Raw genomic sequence first — 19098 nt, 5'->3', positions numbered from 1 at the left:
CCGCCTTACAAACATTTGTTCTAAAATTATAACGTATTTTTAACAGCCTTAACAGTCGCAAGTGCAGCTTTTAAATCTTCGTAAATAATATTTCCAACTACTACCGTATCTGCAACGCGTGCCATTTCCTCTGCTTGCTTTACAGATGTTATGCCACCACCGTAAAAGAGTTTGGTATGCTTCAGTTCGTTTTTCACAGCACTAACTACCTCTAGATTGCCATACATTCCACTGTACTCTAAATAAAAAACAGGCAGTTTAAAGAAATTCTCTGCCATGCGTGCATAAGCTACCACGTCATCAATCGTTAAATCTGTTTTCGCACCCGTTACATGGGCTACTTTACAATCAGGATTTAAAATACAATATCCTTCCGCTACTAATTCATCCCATACCATAATATCGCCGTATTCTTTAATAGCCTCATGATGTAAATTTTTAATCCATTTTGGATCATCACTATTTAATACCGTTGGGATGAAATAATAGTCGTAACCTGGTGTTACCGCATCGATCGTAGAAATTTCAAGTGCTATCGGCACCTCAAAACGACGCACTCGAACAAGTAAATCTAATACCCCATCCAACGTTACATTATCTGTTCCCCCGACCAAAATAACATCTGTCCCAGACTCGCAAATTTTTTCTAATGCTTCATCGGAAATGTCCTTCGCTGGATCTAGCTTGAACACATGTCTCCATTCTAAATAATCCATCTATGTTTACCACCTATCATTTTCTATCTATTCGTTTACAAGTATAGCTTATGATACACGACAAAAAAATGAAAAAGACCGAGTAGAACTTCTACTCAGCCTTTTTTCTGACTATTCTTTTGGTGCTTGGAATGGTTTTTCATCTGGATACAAACGACCTAACATTTCATCATATGTATCATTCCCATAATCGAAGCAGCGACGCACGCGCGAAATAGTTGCAGTACTTGCCCCTGTTTCCTTTTTAATGGATTCGTAGGTTTTCTTTAATCGTAATAAATGTGCAACCTCAAAGCGTTGTGCCAACGATTGAATTTCACTAATCGTACATAAATCATCAAAAAACTTATAGCATTCCTCGATGTCCTTCAACTCTAACACTGCTTTAAATAATTGATCTGTTTGATGCCCCCGAATTTTTTCGATTTGCATACAATTTTCCTCCCTTTAAGGCTGCGTTTTCACCATTGCTTGTAACCCTGGCGAAGATGGTACGAAATGAACCCACGACTTTCCTGGTACAAGCTTTACAGGATCCCCTGTTTGCTCTACAGCCATTGGTATTCCATTAACATTAGCCCATTTGACTTCCCTCAAATAGCCATTTTGAAATACATACGCATTTCCACCAGACGTTAAATCAATTGCTTGGCGACCAATATCATCAATTGTTTGGTGATCCATTTCGAAAAATAGAACATTTGCTAATGACACTGTTTCGCCTGTTAACATATCTTTTGTGTCCACGCTAGCCGATTGTCGTTCATAGTGATTCGTTTGATGATTATACACATACGCGTTATGGAAATCTTCATTATTTCCGTAATAAATGTCAACTTGACTTGTTTCAATACCTATTTTACCACGTTCATCTGGTTCATAAAAAGCCTGAAGTACTTTTTCACTGTAATTCATTGAAGCGCCTACCATTTCAGCACCTTTTAGAATGTTTTCTGATGTAATATAGGAATTGTGTGGCGCAACGCGGTCGTTAGAACGTTTAAACAGAATACCATCATAAGCCATACCGTTGATATTGTCGACGATACGATGATCAAGCATTGTTTTCGCCTCAGGACTATAGCCATGTGCTACATAAAAGGCATCAAATCCCTTGGCCATATCGATAAAATAAGAGCGTGCACTACGAACTGGCCCAATATTTTCAGGCAGTTCACTTTGGTATACTGCTAAAAAGCGTGTCACATTACCTTCTGCAAGCATTTCATAAGTGATATCCGCCGCAGCTAAGCCTGATTGTGGACGTGCCGCTGGATGATTATTAATGGTTACGATAATTGGTCGCTGTGTAATTTCTTCTTGTACAGCCTCCCCAGTAAGTGGTGCAACAAATGCTGGTTGTTGCACAGGCTCCTCCACTACTGCTTCTTCCTCTACAATTGGTTCATCATCCTCTTTGACTTTTGGTGTATCCTTTGAACATCCCCCGATTACCAAAGCACTAAATGCAAAAGCAATCCATAATTTTTTCGATTTGAACACAAGCATATCTCTCCTTTGAACAATTACAATATTTGTAATTGTTTAAACAACTGAAACACTTTCATGAATTAGCGCATAACAGCAGGTAATAATAACTTATTCTTCATCACATCGAAAATTCCTTGTGGTGTTATACGAATATATGGTAAATGAGTAGATTGTAAAAATAATAATGTATAAATGGCATCTCCTAATTGATAGCCTCTATCTGCTAAAGCTTGTTTTAAAGCCTTTTCTTTCTCTGTTAAAGTGAATACATCTCCATCATATAAAAGTCCACCAATTGTTAATGGTATGTCCGCTATAACTTCTCCTTTTTCGACGAGAACAATACCACCATTCATTGCCTTCATTTCTTCGAAGGCTTTAATCATATCGTCTTTATTTTTTCCAATTAACAATATGTCACCAGTGTTGGAATAAGAGGATGCAAAGCCTTGGACATCCGTTGCAAATCCTTTAATCATTGTATTTACATGCCAGTTGCCTTTTCGGTTAATGAGCATTAAATAGCACTCATCATGATTTGCCAATGGCCCTTCTTTCGTAATTAAAGAATTATAAGGCTTTGTAATCACATCATTAACTAATTGAATCCCAAACGGCATAGAAAACTGGAAATCCTGTGAATCTAATGAGAAATCTAAATCTAAAGCTGGGATGGCAGAATAATCAATTGTCGCCATTCTATGCACACGATCCCCATTACGCTTCAACCAGACACCCTTTGATAAAACACTTTCTGGAACAGGATGATATTCATCTTGTAAAATATTGAGTGAAGCAAAACGCCCTGTTGCGATAAAACCATGTAAATTAGACATGTTGTAATAACGTGCTACATTATAGGAAGCCATTTGATAAGCATCAATAGGAGATACCCCTGCATCTAAAGCTACTTGAATGCATTTATCCATCACACCATCCTCATGGAATGAAGGAGTTGAACCGTCTGTTGTCATCATTAAATGATCAAAGATTGGAAGCTCTTTTTCTACTATTCCTTTTAGTAGATGTGGTAAATCTGGTCGTATGGAAGAATGACGTAAAGTTACAGCATAGCCCTGCATAATACGACGCTCTACCTCTTCTACTGTCATTGCCTCATGATCACCATCAGCACCAAGCAGTTTCATTCGTGCCAATGTTCTTTCTGAAGCTCCAGGGAAATGACCTTCAATTTTTTTTCCCAGTCCCTTAGCCATTTGCATACGATAAAGCATTTGATCGTCGCCATGCAACAGCTTAGGCCAGCCTGTCAACTCTCCACCAAGTAAGACATCACTTCGCTCTAACCACTCTAATATAGAAGTATTAGAGAAAACCTCTTCTTCTTGCTCCAATTCAGTTTGTGAGTCAAAGCGAGTCCACCAATAAAAAGAAAAAGGTAGCTTTTTCAAACTCTCTAAAATTGAAAACGCTTTCTTATTTTCTAAATTTAAAACAAAGCTTAAATTATCCGAAATAAAAGTTGTTGTCCCAAGCTGACCACAAAAATCTGCAAATGACTGTGGATGATAAAGCTGGAATGGGTGTACATGTGGCTCAATATAGCCAGGTACGATTGTTTTTCCTGTACAATCCACCACTTCTGTTCCTTCTAATAAAGGAGGCATTCTGTCACCAGCATAGACAATGCGATCTCCCAAAATCCAAATGTTCCCTACTATGAATTGCTTTAACATACTATGCAAATAACGTGCATTCTTCAGCACGATATCTGGTGCCTTTTTCCCATCGATTACTGCTAATTGTTGACGTATTTTTGTTATTTTCCATACTGGATCCATGCTATTCGCTCCTTCCTAAATTACGTAATTTTTCATTGTGTAAATCCAACTTGAAATCACATACTACTACTGCATAATCGCATATTTTCATAAAAATTATGCTTTATGCAATCATCTTGTTTCAATCGTAACACAGCACTTTCATAAAGCAAAGTGCACCTCGCTTATTTTTTCCACAATGACTAAAGGAGGAAGTAATGATGATGCAGCAAGCAAATTTAAGCGAAAAGAATGCATTTTGTCGTTTTGCCATGGGGACAAGTTTAACCGCATTTGGTATCGCTAAAGTTTCTAGAAATCCTAATTGTACAAAAGGTCGATTAATGATTGCATTAGGTGCCATGAAAATGGCTGAGGGACTTTTTAAATATTGTCCAACGAAAGCAGTTTTAAGCTCCAATATGCAGAATGCCATGAACACCTCTATGCAAAGTATGTTCAGCGGGCAAAATTCTATGTCTACTGAACAAATCGATAAGCTCATGAAGGATTTTTCCTCTGCTATAGCTGGTAATTCTTCAGGTTCACAAGCTACTGCTTCAAAACAATCTAACACCAGCACTTCAACTCAAAATTCCTCAAATAGTAGCGATTCTTCAACGAATAAAGCTCAGAATCCTTCTTAGTCAAAGGAGCCGTCCCAATCTATTATTGAGACGGCTCTTACCTCTTACGTTTTGAAACAACAAGAGGTTTCAAAAGACGATAAAAAATATTTAGTGAAAATAATAATTACTTAAACGTACGCCAGCCAATATCTTTACGGAAGAAAAAGTGATCCCATGTTTCCGTTGCAATACCTTCATAAACCTTTTCCTGTGCTTCTTGTAAAGTAGCTGCTTTTGCACCAACTAACAGTACACGTCCTCCATTACCAACGAATTGACCGTCTACTAATTTTGTACCTGCATGGAAAACTGCATGTGATGTCGAAATTGCCTCTAAATTCGGTAATACCTTACCTTTTTCAACGTCTCCTGGGTAACCCTCTGCTGCAATGACTACACCAAGCATTGCTTCTTCTGACCATTGTAAATCAAAAGGCTGTTCATCCATTAACGCCATCATAAATGCACCAAAATCTGAAACCATACGTGGCAATACAACTTGCGTTTCAGGATCACCAAAACGAGCATTAAACTCTATGACCTGAGGACCTTTCTTTGTTAAAATTAACCCTGCGTATAAAATACCTGTAAAGGAAGCACCATCTGCCTCCATCCCTTTAACAGTTGGTTCTACAATAGTTTGAAATGCAATATCTATTACCTCTTGTGGGATTTGTGGTACTGGTGAATAAGCACCCATACCTCCTGTGTTTGGTCCTTTATCACCGTCATAAGCTCGTTTATGATCTTGTGCAATAACCATCGGATAAATTTGTCCTTTGTGCACAAAAGACATAAAAGAGAATTCTTCACCGTCTAAAAATTCCTCAACGACAACACGTGAAGAGGATTCACCAAAACGTTGGTTTCCAATCATATCCTCTACAGCTTCAATCGCTTCTTCCTCTGTCATTGCCACAACGACGCCCTTACCAGCCGCTAAACCATCAGCCTTAATGACAATAGGCGCCCCTTGTTCTTTAATATACGCTATTGCTTTTTCTGCTTCAGTAAATGTTTCATGTGCTGCTGTAGGAATATTGTATTTATTCATAATTTCTTTCGCATAGGATTTACTGCTTTCTATTTGAGCAGCAACTTTTGTAGGACCAAAAATACGTAAACCTCTAGCTGTAAAGAAATCGACAATGCCTTCAGCAAGCGGCTGTTCTGGGCCAACAAATGTTAATGCAATATCATTTTCCTTGGCAAATTGAGCGAGACCTGCGAAATCCATTGTATCAATAGCAACAACTTCTACTTCGCCTCGCATCCCATCATTTCCTGGCGCTACGAATACGTTGTTCACTGATGGAGAGATGCTAAATTGTTTAGCGATTGCATGCTCACGGCCACCGCTTCCGATTACTAATACATTCATTTTAGAGAATCCTCCTCTTTGTAAGTAAAACCGAGATGAACCAACATCTCGGTCTGTTTAGATTTCTATATAATTTCACAATTAATGTTTAAAATGACGTACGCCTGTGAATACCATCGCAATGCCGTATTCATTTGCTTTATCAATGGAATCTTGATCTTTAATGGAACCACCTGGTTGAATAATTGCTGTAATTCCTGCAGCTGCCGCCGCCTCCACAGTATCGCTCATTGGGAAAAATGCATCTGATGCTAATGCAGCACCTTTCGCTTTTTCTCCAGCTTGTTCAAAGGCAATTTTAGCTGCACCTACACGATTCATTTGCCCTGCACCAACCCCAAGTGTCATTTGAGAATCTGTTACAACAATCGCATTGGATTTCACATGTTTGACAACAGACCAACCAAGTTGCAATGCTTCCCATTCTTGCTCTGTTGGTTCACGATCTGTCACCACTTTAATATCCGCATTGCCAAAGCCATAACGATCTGGCTCCTGTACAAGAAGGCCACCCTCAACTGATACTACATTGAATGAATCTTGTTTCGCTTGCTCGAAAGGAATTGTTAGTAAGCGGATATTTTTCTTTTTCGTTAAAATATCCAATGCTTCTTGTGAAAAAGCAGGTGCAATAATAATTTCGAGGAAAATATGACTTAGCTTCTCAGCAGTTGCTGCATCCACTTCCATATTTAATGCGATAATACCGCCAAAAATAGATGTTGGATCTGCTTCATATGCTTTATCGAATGCTGCCTCTAACGTGACACCAGTGCCAACACCACATGGATTCATATGTTTCACCGCTACAGCAGCTGGCATTTCAAATTCTTTTACAATTTGCAATGCTGCATTACCATCTTGAATATTATTGTAGGATAACTCTTTACCATGTAATTGTGTAGCATAAGCTAATGAAAAGTCAGAGCCAAGACGCTTTTGGTAGAAGGCCGCTTTTTGGTGAGGGTTTTCGCCATAGCGTAAATTTTGCTTTAATTCATATGTCATCGTTAAGCTCTCTGGGAACTCTTCTTCAGTCAGGTAGTTCGAAATATAAGAATCATAAGCGGCTGTGTGACGGAAAACTTTCGCAGCTAGTTTACGACGTGTTTCAATTGTTGTGGCACCGTCTGCTTTAAGTTCCTCTAATACTGTTGCATAGTCATTGCTGTCCACGATTACTGTTACATATTGATGGTTTTTTGCAGCAGAACGTAACATAGTTGGACCACCGATATCAATGTTTTCAATTGCATCATCCCAAGTTACATTAGGCTTTGAAATTGTTTCAACAAACGGATAGAGATTCACACAAACAATTTCAATTGGTTCAATTCCATGCTCATTCATCTGTGCTTGATGAGAGACATCATCAAACTTTCCTAATAGACCACCGTGAATCATTGGATTTAAAGTTTTCACACGACCATCTAAAATTTCAGGAAACTTCGTTACTTCATCTACTGCTGTTACAGCTACCGCATTATCCTGTAACATTTTTTTTGTACCGCCAGTTGATAAAATTTCATAACCTAATGCTACTAATTCCTTTGCAAATTCTAAAATACCATCTTTATTGGAAACACTGATTAATGCACGTTTTGTCACAACAATATCCTCCTAATTTTTATCGTGCTGTCCACGAACTGACTTGCTTCAATAGATTAATAGAGTTAGGTCTTACTTGTTGAGTAGGATTCTCGACCTAACTCCCTCTTCAGTTACTGTAATAATTGCTGTAATGCCTTTGTATATAATAAATGCTCTTGTTTGTGAATTTCAACTTCTGTTGCCTCGCGATTTCCTTCAATGACAGGTACCGCTGCCTGAGCGATAATTGGTCCAGTATCCATTCCTTCATCAACAAAATGCACTGTTACACCTGTTATTTTCACACCATGATTAATGGCTTGTCCAATAGCGTCCTTTCCAGGAAAGGCAGGCAATAGGGACGGGTGAATATTAACAATTCGCTGTGGAAAGGCTGCTAATAATACGTCACTGATTAAACGCATATACCCAGCAAGCACAATCCATTTCACATCGCACTCATGTAAAGCTTCGATAATAGCTGTCTCATATGCTGACTTCGAGACAAACTCTTTTGGATTCAATGCTAACACTGGAATCCCAAAGTTTTCAGCACGTGTTACTACAAATGCTCCAGGCTTATCTGTGACCACTAGTGCGACCTTTGCATGGAGTTCACCACGTTCAATGGCCTCTTGAATGGCTTGAAAATTGCTACCGCTACCTGACGCGAACACGGCTATTTTTGTTGGTGCAGTCATTACACTAAACTCCCATCATGTGAGCCATTAAATACTACTCCGTCACCTTTAATAACACGTCCGATTGTATAAGCCTTTTCACCATTTGCTTCAACTGCAGCGATTACTTTATCAGCTTCAGTTTCTGGCACAGCTATTACAAAGCCAATACCCATGTTAAACACATTATATAAATCTTTATCTTCTAGCTGACCTTTCTCTTTTAGGAATTCAAAGATACGTAATACAGGCCAAGAACCTAAGTCGATTTCCGTTGCTAGTCCCTCTGGCATCATGCGTGGTAGATTTTCATAGAAACCGCCACCTGTAACATGTGCACAGCCATGTACATCTGCTGCCTTTAAAGCTGCTAGCACAGGTTTAGCATATAGCTTTGTTGGCACTAGAAGCGCCTCACCGATTGGGCCTAGATCTTCATAGCCTTCTACAATAGCATCCACAGCATATTGATGATCTGCAAAGACAATTTTACGCACTAAAGAATAACCGTTTGAATGTACACCACTTGATGCAATTCCAATAAGTACATCGCCTTCTACGATTTCTTCACCTGTCACGATAGCAGACTTTTCACACGCACCTACTGCAAAGCCAGCTAGATCATATTCATCTTCTTCATAAAGACCAGGCATTTCCGCAGTTTCTCCACCTATTAGAGCCGCACCTGATTGCACACAGCCATCTGCAACACCTTTGACAATTTGTTCGATTTTTGCAGGCTCTGCTTTTCCAAGAGCTACGTAATCTAAAAAGTACAGCGGTTCTGCTCCTTGAGCAACAATATCATTTACACACATTGCTACACAGTCCACACCGATTGTATCGTGCTTGTCTACCATGAAGGCTAGCTTTAGCTTTGTTCCAACACCATCTGTCCCCGAAATAAGAACAGGTTCTTTAAGATTCAGTTCTGACAAGTCAAACATGCCACCAAAACCACCAAATGTCCCCATTACACCTAGACGGTTCGTACGTTCAACATGAGACTTCATTCGTTTTACGGCTTCATAGCCCGCTTCAATATTTACACCTGCTTGTTCATATGCCTTTGACACGCAGAGTTCCTCCTTATCATCCAAGTCGCCTAAGTTTCCTAGATAGAAATGACTGTAAGACACTAATTTGTTGCGATGTTGTTCTTAACGTAATAATTCTTTTTCATGTGGCAAAATCGTATCCGGGAAAATCTCTGTTGGATATTTGCCTGTAAAGCATGCAAGACAAAGTCCTCGGTTTTCATCTTCGTATGGTCGTGCAATTGTTTCTACCATCCCCTCAACAGAAAGGAATGTCAGAGAGTCTGCACCAATTGCTTCACGAATTTCATCTACATTATGACTAGAAGCAATTAGTTCTTCATGCGTTGATGTATCAATGCCATAATAACAAGGGTTTGTCATCGGCGGTGATGAAATCACAACATGAACTTCCGCTGCGCCAGCATCTTTTAGCATTTTGACAATGCGACGAGATGTTGTACCACGAACGATAGAATCATCAACCATTACTACTTTTTTTCCTTTTACGACTTGAACAACAGGTGAAAGTTTCATTTTCACACCACGTTCACGTAGCTCCTGTGTCGGCTGAATAAACGTACGACCAACATAACGGTTTTTAATAAGACCTAATTCATAAGGGATTCCACTTTCTTCTGCAAAACCAATCGCTGCGGAAATACTTGAATCAGGAACACCTGTTACAACATCTGCTTCAATATGCGCACACTCACGAGCAAGCTGTTTACCCATACGTTTTCGTGCCATATGAACGTTAATACCATCAATATCCGAATCAGGACGTGCTAAATAAACATATTCCATCGCACACATCGAACGTTTATCCATATCAGCAAAACGATCTGATTTTACGCCCTCATCATTAATAATGATTAATTCACCTGGTTCTACCGAACGAACGAATTCTGCACCAATTAAATCGAATGCACAAGTTTCAGAAGCTACCACCCAGCCATCTCCTAGCTTTCCAAGAGATAATGGACGTAAACCATGTGGATCACGTGCAACAAGCATTTCATCCTTTGTCATAATTAAGAAAGAATAGGCACCCTTTAAAAGAGATAGGGCATTTTTCACCTTCGCACGGAATGGTGAATGCGAACTTTTCTTAATAAGATGCGCCAACACTTCTGTATCAGAGCTAGAGTGGAAAATGCTACCTTGTCGCTCTAGATATTGCTTTAAATGTGTCGCATTGACTAAGTTACCGTTATGGGCAATTGAAAGGCTACCAGTTGAGGAGTGGAATAATAATGGCTGTACATTTTCAATACCGCCACCACCAGCAGTCGTATAACGAACATGCGCAATAGCTGCTTTGCCGTTCACTGCTTTTAATTTATCTTCGTTGAAAACATCATTAACTAGTCCTTCGCCTTTCACCGCGCGAAGATGCTGTCCGTCTGAAACGACAATTCCAGCGCCTTCTTGTCCACGGTGTTGAAGAGCATGAAGCCCGTAATAGCTAAGGTGCGCTGGACTTGGGTTACCCCAAATACCAAACACCCCACATTCTTCGTTTAAGCCTCTGAGTTCAGCAAGCATGGGATTGCTCCTTTCCAATTAGAACGGAATTCCTCCACTGTACCTTCTACAAGCACACCTTTGTCCCCGTTGATTTTCACAAGTGCATCGTTTGTTACGACACCAATTTTTTGAGCATCTTTCATGATTTCTACAAATGCTGCAGCATTTTCTTCTTTAACTGTAACAACAAAACGAGATTGACTCTCACTGAATAGCGCAGTTGTTGCAGAGCCTGTTAATGTTACATCCACACCAAGACCGTTAGCGCCAAATGTTGTTTCAGCAATCGCCACAGCTAGACCTCCCTCTGCTACATCATGCGCAGATTGAACAAGGCCTGCTTTAATCGCCTTTAATAAAGCTTGCTGACGTGTCGCTTCAACCTCTAAATCAATAGCTGGCGCTTTCCCTGAAATAACACCATTATTTAAAAGTTTTTGAAGCTCTGAACCGCCAAACTCTGTTTTTGTCTCACCAATAACAAAGACAAGATCTCCTGCTGCCTTTACATCCTGTGTCGTTACATGTGCTAAGTCTTCAATAAGACCAACCATACCAATTGTTGGCGTTGGATACACCGCTTCGCCTGAACGCTCATTATAAAGAGAAACGTTACCTCCGATTACTGGAGCATTTAATGCCGTACAAGCTGCCGAAATACCATCTGCAGATTTTTCAATTTGCCAGAAGATTTCTGGTTTCTCTGGATTACCGAAGTTTAAGCAGTCTGTAATCGCAAGTGGCGTGCCACCAGTTGCCACGATATTACGAGCTGCTTCGGCTACTGCGATAGCACCACCCACTTCTGGATCTAAATAGATATAACGTGAGTTACAGTCTGTTGTCATTGCCAACCCTTTATTTGTGCCACGTACTCGAATAACAGCAGCGTCAGATCCTGGTTTAACAACTGTTGATGTACGTACCTGATAATCATATTGATCGTATACCCATTCTTTAGAAGCAATTGTCGGTGCTTTTAATAAAGCAATGAGTGTTTCTTTGTAATCAGTCACAGCAGGTTCAGTGTTTTCGATTGCTTGGAACTGAGCATAGTATGCAGGTTCTGCAGATGGTTTATGATAAACAGGTGCATCTTCTGCTAATGCGTCTGCAGGTACCTCTGCAACTACTTGTCCTGCGTGTAGCAGACGAAGCATTTTATCATCTGTAACGCGACCAATCGCTACTGCATCTAAATCGTATTTATCGAAAATCGCTTTAATTTCATCTTCGCGACCTTTTTTCACAACTAAAAGCATACGTTCTTGAGACTCAGACAACATCATTTCATACGCTGACATTCCTGTTTCACGCTGAGGCACTAAGTCTAAGTTCATTTCTACACCAGAACCAGCCTTTGAAGCCATTTCTGCTGAAGAAGAAGTAAGACCAGCTGCACCCATATCTTGAATACCAACTAGAGCATCCGATTTTACAACCTCTAAACAAGCTTCAAGTAAAAGCTTCTCCATAAATGGATCTCCAACTTGTACCGCTGGACGTTGGTTTTCTGATTCCTCAGTTAATTCCTCAGAGGCGAATGTTGCACCATGAATACCATCACGGCCTGTTTTCGCTCCAACATACATCACTGTATTACCTACACCAGCAGCAATGCCTCGTTGAATATCTTTATGATCAATTAAACCGACACACATAGCATTCACTAGAGGATTACCTTCATAGCAAGGATCAAATTGAATTTCGCCACCTACTGTTGGGATTCCGATACAGTTACCATATCCTGCGATTCCCGCTACTACTTCTTCAAATAGATATTTACCACGTGCTGACTTTAATTCACCAAAGCGTAATGAGTTTAACATAGCGATTGGACGTGCACCCATTGAGAAAACGTCACGGATAATACCACCGACACCCGTTGCAGCCCCTTGATAAGGTTCTATTGCAGATGGATGGTTATGCGATTCCATTTTAAACACTACTGCTTGTTCGTCACCAATATCAACAATCCCTGCACCTTCACCTGGTCCTTGTAATACCTGTGGCCCTTTAGTAGGGAATTTACGTAGTACTGGCTTTGAATTTTTGTACGAGCAGTGTTCAGACCACATTACTGAGAAAAGACCTGTCTCTGTCCAGTTAGGTAGACGTCCTAAAATACCTTCTACCATTGCAAATTCTTCGTCTGACATCCCCATTCCAGCGTATAGCTTCTCATCTTTAATCTGCTGTGCTGTTGGCTCAAACTTAGTTGTTGACATGATTTTCCCTCCACTGCTTCACGATTGATTTAAATACTGCTAGACCGTCTGCGCCGCCCACCAGTGCATCAACAGCTCGCTCTGGGTGTGGCATCATCCCTAATACATTGCCGCGCTCGTTTATAATCCCTGCGATATCTTCTAAAGAACCGTTTGGATTGTCACCTGAGTATGTGAATACGATTTGATTATTATCTTTTAGTGATTGTAAAGTTTCCTCGTCACAGTAGTAGTTACCTTCACCATGTGCGATTGGAATATTGATGATTTGACCTTGCTCATATTGATTTGTGAATAATGTATTGTTGTTTTCAACTTTAAGCTGCACTGTACGGCACATAAATTTTAAGTTTTTATTGCGCAATAAAGCTCCTGGCAATAAACCTGCTTCCGTTAGGATTTGGAAGCCATTACATACACCTAATACAGGTTTACCAGCATCTGCTGCCTTCTTAACTTCTGTCATAATGTTAGATTGATTAGCCATTGCACCACAACGAAGATAATCCCCATAGGAGAATCCTCCAGGTACTAATACACCATCAAAACCACTTAGATCTGTTGCTGTATGCCATACATATTCTACTTCTTCACCTAGCTCGTCTTTAATCGCATGATACATATCGATGTCACAGTTTGACCCAGGGAATACGAGTACTGCGAATTTCATGATTAAATAGCCTCCTCGACTTCGTAACGGTAGTCTTCAATTACAACGTTCGTTAAAACCTTTTCACACATTTCTTTTACTAGAGTATCAATGTCACGTTCTGAATCTTTAATTGATAGTTCAAGATATTTACCGATACGTAAATCTTCTACTTCACCGTAGCCCATCTTAGCTAAAGAACCTTGTACTGCAGAGCCTTGAGGATCAAGAATACTCTCACGTAATGTTACATAGATTTTTACTTTTTTCATTGTTATTTGCCTCCGAGTCTAGAAAGTATAATAGTATAAACTTCAGTTAAATTACCAAGGTCACGACGAAAAACATCTTTGTCTAACTTTTGCTTCGTTGTTGCATCCCAAAGTCGGCATGTATCTGGTGAAATTTCATCTGCCAATAATACATGACCATCCATATCACGGCCGAACTCTAATTTAAAATCAATCAATGTCACATTGACATCTGCAAAGATCGGCTGTAGCACTTTGTTAACGGCTAATGCACCATCATAAATAGCTGTTACTTCGGTTGGTGTGGCAAGTTCAAGAACATCAATATGTTCTGTCGTAATAAGTGGGTCGCCTAAATCATCGTCTTTATAATAAAATTCAACGATTGGTCGTTTTAAAGGTGTCCCTTCTTCAAGACCTAGACGCTTTGCTAAACTTCCAGCAGCAATATTACGAACAACTACCTCAATCGGAATAATTTCTACTTTTTTTACAAGTTGTTGTGTATCGGATAATCGTTTTACGAAATGTGACGCAATTCCGTTAGCTTGTAATTTTTCGAAAATTAATGAAGTAATGCGATTATTTAAAATGCCCTTACCTTCAATTTCCTCTTTCTTTTCACCATTGAATGCTGTTGCACTATCCTTGTACTCAACAAGTAGCACATTTGGCTCCTCTGTTGTGAACAATTTTTTTGCTTTACCTTCATACAAAAGTTGACCTTTAGTCATTTCGTTTTCCCCCTGATATTATGAGATACGCTTGTAATAATGTTCAGAATTGAACCGTATCTCTACGATTCAACTCTGAAACTTTTACTGGTGGCTCTAACATTTATTATTAGATGGCTAAATAAATATTAGTTAAGTCCTAGTCGTTCAAAAATCATATCAACATGCTGTAAGTGGTAGTTGTAATCAAAACAATCATCCAACTCTTCTTTTGTTAAATAAGATGTGATTTTTTCACTTGCATCGACTAATGTACGGAACTGAACTTGCTCGTCCCAAGCCTGCATTGCTAAAGGTTGTACTGTATCATAAGCTTCTTCACGTACTAGTCCTTTATCAATCAATGCTAGTAAGATGCGTTGAGAATAAATAAGACCAAATGTACGATCCATATTACGTTTCATGTTCTCAGGGAATACTGTTAAGTTTTTCACAATATTACCGAAGCGATTTAGCATATAGTTAAGAGTAATTGTTGCATCCGGTAAAATAACACGCTCTGCAGATGAATGTGAAATATCACGCTCATGCCATAAAGCTACATTTTCATAAGCAGTCACCATATAACCTCGCATTAAACGAGACATACCAACCATGTTTTCAGAACCGATTGGATTACGCTTATGTGGCATTGCAGATGATCCTTTTTGTCCTTTTGCAAAAGCTTCCTCCACTTCACGTGTTTCAGATTTCTGTAGTCCACGAATTTCTGTTGCGAATTTTTCAATTGAAGTAGCGATTAAAGCTAATGCACCTAAATACTGAGCATGGCGATCACGCTGTAAAGTTTGTGTGGAGATCGGTGATGCTGCAAGTCCTAATTTATCGCAAACATATTGCTCAACACGAGGATCGATATTGGCATATGTTCCAACAGCTCCAGACATTTTTCCTGTTTCAATTACTTTGGCAGCTGCTTCAAAACGTTCAAGGTTACGCTTCATTTCCTCATACCATAAACCAAGTTTCAAACCGAAAGTTGTTGGTTCAGCATGAACACCATGTGTGCGTCCCATCATAACTGTATGTTTATGTTCTTTTGCCTTAGTAGCAATAATATCAATGAAATTTACTATATCTTTTCGTAAAATATCATTTGCTTGTTTGATTAAATAAGAAAGTGCTGTATCTACTACGTCCGTAGAAGTTAAACCATAATGTACCCATTTGCGCTCTTCTCCAAGTGTTTCAGAAACAGCACGAGTAAAGGCTACAACGTCATGACGAGTTTCTTGTTCAATTTCTAATATACGATTCACATCAAATGAAGCATTTTCGCGAATTTTAGCAACATCCTCTTTAGGGATATCTCCTAACTCTGCCCATGCTTCACAAGCTAAAATTTCAACCTCTAGCCAAGCTTGGTATTTATTTTGTTCTGTCCAAATTGCACCCATTTCGGGTCTTGTGTAACGTTCAATCATCGCGTATCTCCTTCTATTCTGACCAAATGCCAGAACTCTCGATTTGTTGTAGTGTAGCTTCTAAGTCTTTTGTCATAATCGTCACATGGCCCATTTTACGGTTGACCTTAGCTTCAGCTTTCCCATAAAGATGTATGGACCATTCAGGATATTTAGCAATTGAGTTACTGAGTGGCACGACATGCTGCCCTAATACATTGACCATAATGGATGGTGCCCATAGTTGTGGCTTACGTAACGGCCAGCCACAAACAGCACGAATATGCTGATGGAATTGTGAAACATTACATGCTTCAATTGAATAGTGACCAGAATTATGAGGTCTTGGTGCTAATTCATTGATAACAATACTACCATCTTCTAATACAAACATTTCTACCGCTAGCGTTCCTACTAAATGTAAATAATCTGCAATTTTCAAAGCTTCTCGTTCTGCAGCTTGAGCTGTGCTTTCAGTTATGCGAGCAGGTACTATTGTCTCGTGAAGAATATGATGAACATGAATGTTCTCTCCAACTGGCTGACAATACGATTCACCATGACCATTTCTTTGAACAATGACCGATACTTCCTTTACGAAAGGAACAAATCCTTCTGCAATACATTGCGAATGCGTGAATAATTCTTTCGCTAAAGGCAAATCTTCAGTTGATTTTAAAAGCTGCTGTCCCTTGCCATCATAACCACCTCTTGCTGTTTTGACTATACAAGGATAACCAATCGAATCAATATTGGCTACTAATTCTTCATAAGTTTTTGCAACAATATATGGTGCTACTGGGCAACCAGCTTTCACAATAGCTTCTTTCTCTGTTATACGGTTTTGTGTAATACGTACCAACTCTGCTCCTTGAGGAACATAAGCCATTTGTGATAAACGCTTTAAGCCTTCATAATCAATATTTTCAAATTCATATGTGATAATATCACTTACTTCTGCAAGTTCTTCTAAAGCAGCTTCATCATCATATGGAGCTACAATGCGAATATCTGCTACCTGCCCACAAGGTGAGTCCATTGCTGGTTCAAGAACAGCCACTTTAAAACCTGACTCCTTTGCAGCAAGTGCCATCATTCGACCAAGTTGCCCTCCGCCTATAATGCCTATCGTTTGTCCAGGATAAATAATCTTCGTCACACTAAGTCACCTGTACTTTCTAATACTTGCTGCTTTGTTGCTTCACGTCTAGCATCTAATTTATTAGCAAGCTCCGCATCTGTTGTTGACAAAATTTGAGCTGCAAGTAACCCTGCATTAGTCGCTCCTGCTTTGCCAATCGCAACAGTAGCTACAGGTACACCACCAGGCATTTGAACGATGGATAATAGTGAGTCAAGTCCATTAAGTGCACGTGATTGAACTGGTACACCGATGACAGGTAATGTTGTTTTAGCTGCCACCATTCCTGGTAAATGTGCAGCACCGCCTGCTCCAGCAATAATTACTTGTATTCCTCGCTCGCGAGCTGCCTCTGCATATTCAAACATTAAATCAGGTGTACGATGTGCAGATACAACTTTCTTTTCGTACGGTACTTGTAATTCATCTAAAATATCACATGCATGTTTCATTGTTTCCCAGTCACTTGAACTACCCATAATGACACCGATTTTCGGATTCATAAATTGTCGCTCCTTTTAAACGATAGAAAAATGATCAATTATTTATTGTGCTAGCCTCTATTTTGAATAGCTACTGCAATTCTTATTTACAAAGAAAATCCCCAAATAAACTACTCTCTACCAGTACACGTGAAAGCAGTTTACTTGAGGATTATTCGGACAAGATCGTCTCCATGTACATAGCTGTACAAAGACCTTCTCACCTTACGCCAAAAGTGCTTTCCCGCATAGTCCAGCATTTACGGTGCCGGGTAGAGACACTAGAGCCAATCCTCTAGCATATATGTGGGATCTATTTGTTTTTCCTTCTCACATTTTAACAAGGGATTGTCTTATCGTCAATCCAAAAATGCGAACATTTTTTATTAGGTGAAAAAAAACGTTCGGTTTTTAGTCAAAATCATTCGATATCTTGAGCAAGTATACCTTTAAACTGAATTTTTTGGCGCAAATAAGCTGGCTCACCATCTACGATATGAAAAAGTGGCTCTTCTTTTCGTCCTATGACCATAAAGCCATCTTTCCGCATTCTTGCCAAGCAATCCTCGATTGACTCGTTTTCCTGTACCTCATACCAAATTTGCTTTTTTCCCAACTTTTTCTTCCTTTCCATTGTACATATTCATTCACAACCAATTTGTAATTCATTATACCTTTTGTTGCTTACAGAAGTATGTAAGAACTTAAATAAATAGAAAAAACTGCAGAATTCCTCTCCGCAGTTTTGATGAATGCTCATGGAACAAAAAATGCCTTTAAATAGATACAAAAAAATAATAGCAGTAGGAACAAATGAAGGACAACAAGAACCATACGATATCCTTTGATACCAAATAGGGCACTGGTGATGCCTAAACCACCTAAAATAAACGGCATAAACATATTTACACGATAGAGAAATGTAAAAAAGTTTCCATACCATTTGGTTGAATCATAGCCAAACATAAAGAATATAAGTAGTAGACTTGAGATCGAAATCGCAGAAAAAATGTTCTGCCTCATTTTGATTCCTCCATTATTAAATCCAGAATGTATCTAGGCGAAAGAAATTTCCTTTAAATCCACTTGAAAATATTAAATATATTATAGCATTTTATGAATAGTTCACAAAATAAAAAAAGCCATGGAATACATCCATGACCTTTTAATTGCCTAGCGACGTCCTACTCTCACAGGGGGAAGCCCCCAACTACCATCGGCGCTAAAGAGCTTAACTTCCGTGTTCGGTATGGGAACGGGTGTGACCTCTTTGCCATCATCACTAGACTTTGTATTTAATTGAAAGATTTGTTCTTTCAAAACTGGATAAACGATACATTGAATGTTTCAAACATTTTTGGTTAAGTCCTCGATC

19 protein-coding genes, 1 rRNA gene and 1 riboswitch are annotated in these 19098 nt (G+C 39.3%); of the genes, 1 reads left to right on the top strand and 19 read right to left on the bottom strand.

Annotation, left to right across the window (positions count from 1 at the left end; translation table 11 throughout):
- Window positions 1-26: 26 nt before the first annotated feature.
- From pcrB to BFM98_RS19475, 4 genes are all read right to left on the bottom strand, one after another.
- A complete protein-coding gene (pcrB, locus tag BFM98_RS19490) occupies window positions 27-716 on the bottom strand; it encodes a heptaprenylglyceryl phosphate synthase (RefSeq protein ID WP_054548982.1) in 690 nt (229 codons plus the stop codon).
- A 111-nt stretch (window positions 717-827) separates the two neighbouring features.
- A complete protein-coding gene (locus tag BFM98_RS19485; RefSeq protein ID WP_004225717.1) occupies window positions 828-1148 on the bottom strand; it encodes a YerC/YecD family TrpR-related protein in 321 nt (106 codons plus the stop codon).
- 15 nt (window positions 1149-1163) lie between these two features.
- Entirely contained in the window at window positions 1164-2219 is a 1056-nt protein-coding gene (locus BFM98_RS19480) for a DUF3048 domain-containing protein (RefSeq protein ID WP_054548981.1), read from the bottom strand.
- A gap of 68 nt (window positions 2220-2287) precedes the next feature.
- Window positions 2288-4009, bottom strand: coding sequence for an adenine deaminase C-terminal domain-containing protein (locus tag BFM98_RS19475; protein ID WP_054548980.1), 1722 nt, complete (start codon window positions 4007-4009; stop codon window positions 2288-2290).
- 200 nt (window positions 4010-4209) lie between these two features.
- On the opposite strand from BFM98_RS19475, the gene BFM98_RS19470 reads away from it, so the two are divergent.
- Window positions 4210-4635: a YgaP-like transmembrane domain gene (locus BFM98_RS19470; protein WP_053075731.1), complete on the top strand. Its 426-nt coding sequence runs from the start codon at window positions 4210-4212 to the stop codon at window positions 4633-4635.
- Between the two features lie 106 nt (window positions 4636-4741).
- Here BFM98_RS19470 and purD read toward each other — a convergent pair whose 3' ends face one another.
- The 15 genes from purD to rrf form a co-directional block, all read right to left on the bottom strand.
- Window positions 4742-5998: a phosphoribosylamine--glycine ligase gene (gene purD / locus BFM98_RS19465; RefSeq protein WP_066038208.1), complete on the bottom strand. Its 1257-nt coding sequence runs from the start codon at window positions 5996-5998 to the stop codon at window positions 4742-4744.
- A gap of 81 nt (window positions 5999-6079) precedes the next feature.
- Entirely contained in the window at window positions 6080-7606 is a 1527-nt protein-coding gene (gene purH, locus BFM98_RS19460) for a bifunctional phosphoribosylaminoimidazolecarboxamide formyltransferase/IMP cyclohydrolase (protein WP_066038207.1), read from the bottom strand.
- A gap of 113 nt (window positions 7607-7719) precedes the next feature.
- A complete protein-coding gene (gene purN / locus BFM98_RS19455; RefSeq protein ID WP_054548977.1) occupies window positions 7720-8289 on the bottom strand; it encodes a phosphoribosylglycinamide formyltransferase in 570 nt (189 codons plus the stop codon).
- Window positions 8289-9344 carry a phosphoribosylformylglycinamidine cyclo-ligase gene (gene purM, locus BFM98_RS19450; protein ID WP_048394892.1) on the bottom strand — a complete coding sequence of 352 codons (1056 nt, stop codon included), beginning with the start codon at window positions 9342-9344 and terminating at the stop codon, window positions 8289-8291. Before purM ends, purN begins: the two co-directional genes overlap by 1 nt.
- Before the next feature lie 84 nt (window positions 9345-9428).
- A complete protein-coding gene (gene purF, locus BFM98_RS19445; protein ID WP_048394893.1) occupies window positions 9429-10853 on the bottom strand; it encodes an amidophosphoribosyltransferase in 1425 nt (474 codons plus the stop codon).
- Window positions 10829-13063 carry a phosphoribosylformylglycinamidine synthase subunit PurL gene (purL, locus tag BFM98_RS19440; protein ID WP_066038206.1) on the bottom strand — a complete coding sequence of 745 codons (2235 nt, stop codon included), beginning with the start codon at window positions 13061-13063 and terminating at the stop codon, window positions 10829-10831. The genes purF and purL overlap by 25 nt, the downstream gene beginning before the upstream one ends.
- Complete coding sequence (gene purQ, locus BFM98_RS19435) at window positions 13050-13733, bottom strand: phosphoribosylformylglycinamidine synthase subunit PurQ (RefSeq protein ID WP_048394895.1); 684 nt, start codon at window positions 13731-13733, stop codon at window positions 13050-13052. The genes purL and purQ overlap by 14 nt, the downstream gene beginning before the upstream one ends.
- 2 nt (window positions 13734-13735) lie before the next feature.
- Complete coding sequence (gene purS / locus BFM98_RS19430; protein ID WP_004225741.1) at window positions 13736-13984, bottom strand: phosphoribosylformylglycinamidine synthase subunit PurS; 249 nt, start codon at window positions 13982-13984, stop codon at window positions 13736-13738.
- A 2-nt stretch (window positions 13985-13986) separates the two neighbouring features.
- Window positions 13987-14697, bottom strand: a complete 711-nt coding sequence (gene purC / locus BFM98_RS19425) for a phosphoribosylaminoimidazolesuccinocarboxamide synthase (RefSeq protein ID WP_048394896.1) — start codon at window positions 14695-14697, stop codon at window positions 13987-13989.
- A 128-nt stretch (window positions 14698-14825) separates the two neighbouring features.
- Window positions 14826-16121, bottom strand: a complete 1296-nt coding sequence (purB, locus tag BFM98_RS19420; protein WP_004225746.1) for an adenylosuccinate lyase — start codon at window positions 16119-16121, stop codon at window positions 14826-14828.
- Between the two features lie 13 nt (window positions 16122-16134).
- A complete protein-coding gene (gene purK, locus BFM98_RS19415) occupies window positions 16135-17259 on the bottom strand; it encodes a 5-(carboxyamino)imidazole ribonucleotide synthase (RefSeq protein WP_004225748.1) in 1125 nt (374 codons plus the stop codon).
- Window positions 17256-17744 (bottom strand): 5-(carboxyamino)imidazole ribonucleotide mutase, encoded by a 489-nt coding sequence (gene purE / locus BFM98_RS19410; RefSeq protein WP_004225751.1) that lies wholly within the window; start codon window positions 17742-17744, stop codon window positions 17256-17258. The genes purK and purE overlap by 4 nt, the downstream gene beginning before the upstream one ends.
- A gap of 208 nt (window positions 17745-17952) precedes the next feature.
- A riboswitch (purine riboswitch) is annotated at window positions 17953-18051 on the bottom strand.
- A gap of 93 nt (window positions 18052-18144) precedes the next feature.
- Window positions 18145-18339 (bottom strand): NETI motif-containing protein, encoded by a 195-nt coding sequence (locus tag BFM98_RS19405; protein ID WP_066038205.1) that lies wholly within the window; start codon window positions 18337-18339, stop codon window positions 18145-18147.
- A gap of 140 nt (window positions 18340-18479) precedes the next feature.
- Entirely contained in the window at window positions 18480-18746 is a 267-nt protein-coding gene (locus tag BFM98_RS19400; RefSeq protein ID WP_066038204.1) for a hypothetical protein, read from the bottom strand.
- A 148-nt stretch (window positions 18747-18894) separates the two neighbouring features.
- A 5S ribosomal RNA gene (rrf, locus tag BFM98_RS19395) occupies window positions 18895-19010 on the bottom strand.
- Window positions 19011-19098: the final 88 nt, after the last annotated feature.

It is taken from the genome of Lysinibacillus sp. AR18-8, from assembly GCF_001705465.1.
Classification (GTDB): domain Bacteria; phylum Bacillota; class Bacilli; order Bacillales_A; family Planococcaceae; genus Lysinibacillus; species Lysinibacillus capsici.
The sequence above is the reverse complement of the archived record's forward strand: the minus strand, read 5'-3'. Positions and strand labels throughout refer to the sequence as shown.